This window comes from Azospirillum brasilense (assembly GCF_003349955.1).
Taxonomy (GTDB): Bacteria; Pseudomonadota; Alphaproteobacteria; order Azospirillales; family Azospirillaceae; genus Azospirillum; species Azospirillum brasilense_B.
Genome location: NZ_QLKQ01000151.1, coordinates 1 through 4,289 on the forward strand (window position 1 = coordinate 1; position 4,289 = coordinate 4,289).

The window sequence follows — 4,289 nt, forward strand, 5'->3', positions numbered from 1 at the left end:
TCGGACACCCGCCGCGGCAGGGCGGACTGTCAGGTCAAGTCCATACTTTTACAGCTGTGGGTGTATGTGCGCGACGACCGGCCGTTCGCCGGCCAAGCCCCACCGGCGGCGCTGTTCCACTATTCGCGCGACCGCAGGAGCGAACACCCCGAACAGCATCTGGCCGGCTTCTCCGGCTGGCTGCAAGCCGATGCGTTCGCCGGCTACAACCGGCTGTACGAACCCGACCGCCAGCCGGGGCCGATCCATGCCGCGCTATGTTGGGCGCATGCCCGGCGCGGCTTCTTCAAGTTGGCCGACATCGCCGCGAACACCAAGCGCGGCAAGGATGCTCCGCCGATCTCACCACTGGCGCTGGAGGCCGTGACGCGCATCGACGCAATCTTCGAACTCGAGCGCGCCCTGAACGGCAAGCCGACGGCCGAGCGGCTGGCGGCACGCCAGGAGCGTGGCGTCGCCCTGGTAGCTGCGCTCGAAGCTTGGATGCGAACGGAGCGCACCCGGCTCTCCCGCCATGCCCCCGTGGCCAAGGCGATGGACTACATGCTGACACGCTGGGACGGCTTCACCCGCTTCCTCGGCGATGGCCGGCTGTGTCTCACGAACAACGCCGCCGAACGCGGCCTGCGCGGGATCGCGATGGTGCGTTCATTATGCCCCTCTTCTTCAAGTATCTGGAAACATTGAAAGTTGATCCTTGGAGCCGAGGCGACACGGCTCGCCTTTGCGTCCAACCGCGGCAAGGAGACGCTGATCCTGAAGGTCCGAAGCACGGATCTGGTAGGGAGCGCCGGGCACGACCTGCTCGGCGACAATCATGCCGGCGTTGATGAGCCGGACAAGGCGGTGGCGCGAAATGCCGAGCGCCGCCGCAGCCTCATACTGGGTCAACCATTCGCCATCCTTCTCCGCGGACCGGTAGGCATGAATGCCACGGACCCGGCGCAGCGAGCCGACACGGTGTCCGGTCCAGGATTTTCCCTGTCCGGTGCGCATGCCCATCCGGTTCAACTGCGCGGCGATGTCCGCATCCGACCAGCGCGTCGCCATGCTGCGGATCACCGCCATCGCCTCCTCCGGCGTCCGGCAGCCGTGCTCGCCGGATTTCGGTTTGGTGAGACGCAGCTGCGAGTGCTGGCCGCCCTGCCAGTGGATGGTGAGGATGACTTCGCGCGCCGCCTCGTCGACGTCGGCGATGATGTTGACGATGAGGGCTCGGAGCAGCCGTTGGCGCGCCCTCGTGGTCACCGCCGGCGCGTTCCAGGCGGCCTGCAGATCGTCCGCCAGTCCGGCGAAATCCGGAACGTCGGCCACCGGAACGGGAGCCGACACGGACGCGACCCGCGCCTCGCAGGACTCGACACGCCGAAGCGCCGCTTCCCAGTTCTTTTCCAGCTGCGCGGCAATCAGCCGGTTGTCGGGATCGCAGGCGGCGTAGCGCCGTTCCGCCAGTGACGCCTCGTAGCGCGCCTTCTGCAGGTCCAACTCCGCCATCCGCCGTCGCTCGGCTTGGTGTTCCATATGCCTCCGCTCGGCTTCCAGCGCGGCCTCGATCGCCATCGGCTCGACGGCTCGGAGAAGTTCGCCGGCGACGGCCTCGTCCACCCGGGAACTCCCGAACCCGAGGCATCGTGGCAGTCCCAGCATCTGGTGGGGACGTTCGCAACGGTATATGGCCTGGTTGGGCTGGCGGCCGCGATAAGACACGGTCAGTCGCCGTCCGCACCGGGCACAGCTCAGGACCCCAATCAGCAGGGCGCGGCCCCCACGCCCCGATTTCGCGCCGCCGGCATGGCCGTAGGCGTTGGCGGCGAGCAGGGTCTGGTTGCGCTCGAATTCCTCCCAGTCCACGTAGGCCTCGTGGTGATCCTTTAGCAGAACCTCCCACTCTTCAAGCGGCTTGCCGTGGCCATAGCTCTTCCGCGCCCGCCCTTCGACGATTTCGGTGCGGTGCTGGCTCTTTCCGTAGACGTAGGCGCCGGCGTAGAAGGGGTTCTTGAGCACGCTGATGACGTTGCGATAGCGGACCGGCGTCCAGTCGAAGCTGACCAGCCTCTTGCCGTCAGACGGCCGCGGGAAGCAGGCCCCCTCCGCCGCCAGCGACAGCAGGACCTGGCGCGCGCTGCCCAGCTCCCGGAAGCGGGTGAAGACGAGGCGGATCACCTCCTGAACCCGCAGGTCCGGATCGAATCCCAGACCGACCTCTCGGTGCCAGATGTAGCCGATCGGCACGCTGATGCGCAGTTCGCCTCGCCGTGCCTTGCTGCGGGCGGCATCAAGCATCCGGGTCCGCAGCACTCCCAACTCGAACTCGCTCATGCTGCCCTTCATGCCCAGCAGCAGCCGATCGTTCGGCCGCCCCGGATCGTAGATGCCGTCGAGGTCGATGACCCTGGCCTCGACGAGCCCGCAGAGTTCGAGCAGGTGGTGCCAGTCCCGGCCGTTGCGGGCGAGCCGGGAGGCGTCGAGGCACAGCACGGCGCCGATCTCGCCTGCACAGAGCGACGCCACCAGCCGCTCGAACCCGGGCCGCGCCATGGTGCCGCTGGCGGAGCGCCCGAGATCGTCGTCGATCACCTCGACCCGGCGGAAGCCTCGGCGCTTGGCCGCATCAACGAGTTCGTACTGCCGGCGTTTGCTCTCCAGGTTGGTCTGGACCTGCGCCGGGGAGGACTGGCGGACGTAGACCACGGCCTTGCGCTTGAGCACCGACGGCGGCAGGAGATCAGTGTTCACCATCGTCATGCTCCCCGGTTCCGGCACCTGCGGCTTCCATCAGGAGAAGGGCCAGTTGCACCACCGCCGCGGTGCGGTCGGCCGGGCTGATCGTCCGCAGCCTTGCGGTGTCGAAGGCCATGCTGAACTGACGCCGGGTCTTGGCCCGTCGTGTTGATGCTGACGGCATTTTCATGTCGCTCCTCCAGGACGATGATCGCATCGCCTGGAGAGCTTCGCCTGAATCCGCTGTCGCTCAGCTGACGCTGAAGGTTGATGAGCGCTTCCACCGCGACCCGCGGCGTACCGAGCACCATGCCGGCGCAGATGACAGGGTCCAGCATCCATTCCGGCAACACCGTGATGATGCCGGGCGCCGCCTCGACGAAAACCAGATGGCCGATGGCGCGCGACTCGCTCCACATCACCCGGACGCGACGACCATAAAGCGGATGCCAGCGGTAATGGACGTCAACATCCTGCCCGGCATGGGCACAATGGACGGGCGATGGCCCTCGGGAGGAAAGCGTGGCTGTTCTGCGGCTCCGATCGCGGCGGGCAGCGGGCGGCGATCATGTATGGCCTGATCACCACTGCCAAGCTCAACGATGTCGATCCCCAGGCGTGGCTCGCCGACGTGTTGGCCCGCATCGCCGACATGCCGCAGAACCGCCTGCCCGAACTGCTGCCCTGGAATTGGAAGCCAGCCTGACCGCGGCACTCACCGGATGCTTACGTTCGGCCCAGGCGAGCAGTGGTTCTATGCCCTGACCGAGGATGGCGTCGAGAATCTCAAGGAACTCATCCAAATCCACCGAACGCGACGCTGACCGTTTCGATCCGCTCCTGCGTCACTCACCGGATGCGTACGATAGACGTTGCCCCAGAGATTCAGGCCCGTACGCGTGCCGATCTCGCGCCGGCCCGGAATCAGTGCTTCCGGATACAGCGCCTCGGGGATGTTGTAGCGCCATGCCAGCGTGTCGAGCGTGCTCAGCAGATAGCAGGCTGCGGAAAAAGGCTATGCTCGTCCTGCCGGTCGTGATTCTCTCCGTTTGCAGAGAATGCGGCCGACGAGGGGACGATGCGGGGATCGGATGAACGCAGCGAGGGTCTTTTCAGCTACGTGAGCTGCGAGGCTCGGGTTCCGGCCGATCATCCGCTGCGGCCGATCCGGGCCATCGTGGACGAGGCGCTGGAGGTAATGTCGCCAGCGTTCGAGGGGCTGTACTCCAAGATCGGTCGGCCGTCGATCCCGCCGGAGAAGCTGCTGCGGGCTTTGCTGCTCCAGGCCTTTTACTCGGTGCGCTCGGAACGCCAGCTTATGGAGCAGCTCGACTACAACCTGCTGTTCCGCTGGTTCGTCGGTTTGTCGATGGACGCCCCGGTGTGGGACGTGACGGTGTTCACCAAGAACCGCGAGCGCCTGCTGGCCGGCGATGTGGCTGCCAAGCTCCTGGCGACCGTGCTGGGCCAGCCGAAGGTCAAGGCGCTGCTGTCGGACGAGCATTTCTCGGTGGACGGGACGCTGATCGAAGCCTGGGCGTCGGTGAAGAGCTTCCGGCCCAAGGACG

General features: G+C 66.4%; 3 protein-coding genes and 3 pseudogenes. 3 read left to right on the forward strand and 3 right to left on the reverse strand.

Annotation, left to right across the window (positions count from 1 at the left end; all coding sequences use genetic code 11):
* A pseudogene (gene tnpC, locus DXK32_RS31635) lies at nt 1-648 on the forward strand (IS66 family transposase); the annotation flags it as partial.
* A gap of 18 nt (nt 649-666) precedes the next feature.
* Here the strand turns inward: tnpC and DXK32_RS31640 are convergent.
* Nucleotides 667-2,745: a recombinase family protein gene (locus DXK32_RS31640; protein WP_247877439.1), complete on the reverse strand. Its 2,079-nt coding sequence runs from the start codon at nt 2,743-2,745 to the stop codon at nt 667-669.
* The gene (locus DXK32_RS31645) at nt 2,726-2,905 is read right to left on the reverse strand and encodes a hypothetical protein (protein WP_114862120.1); all 180 of its coding nucleotides are present in this window, start codon (nt 2,903-2,905) and stop codon (nt 2,726-2,728) included. Before DXK32_RS31645 ends, DXK32_RS31640 begins: the two co-directional genes overlap by 20 nt.
* Before the next feature lie 312 nt (nt 2,906-3,217).
* Between DXK32_RS31645 and DXK32_RS31650 the strand changes: the two are divergent.
* Nucleotides 3,218-3,427: pseudogene (locus tag DXK32_RS31650) on the forward strand (transposase domain-containing protein); the annotation flags it as partial.
* A gap of 48 nt (nt 3,428-3,475) precedes the next feature.
* Here the strand turns inward: DXK32_RS31650 and DXK32_RS33750 are convergent.
* Nucleotides 3,476-3,715, reverse strand: a complete 240-nt coding sequence (locus DXK32_RS33750) for a hypothetical protein (RefSeq protein ID WP_432612374.1) — start codon at nt 3,713-3,715, stop codon at nt 3,476-3,478.
* Nucleotides 3,716-3,799: 84 nt separating this feature from the next.
* Here DXK32_RS33750 and DXK32_RS31660 point away from each other — a divergent pair.
* Nucleotides 3,800-4,289 (forward strand): annotated as a pseudogene (locus tag DXK32_RS31660) (IS5-like element ISAzs10 family transposase); the annotation flags it as partial.

Bases quoted from the DNA above. Each gene is read 5' to 3' on its own strand.
- DXK32_RS31645 (WP_114862120.1), bottom strand. From the start codon at position 2,905: ATGCCGTCAGCATCAACACGACGGGCCAAGACCCGGCGTCAGTTCAGC.
- DXK32_RS31640 (WP_247877439.1), bottom strand. From the start codon at position 2,745: ATGACGATGGTGAACACTGATCTCCTGCCGCCGTCGGTGCTCAAGCGC.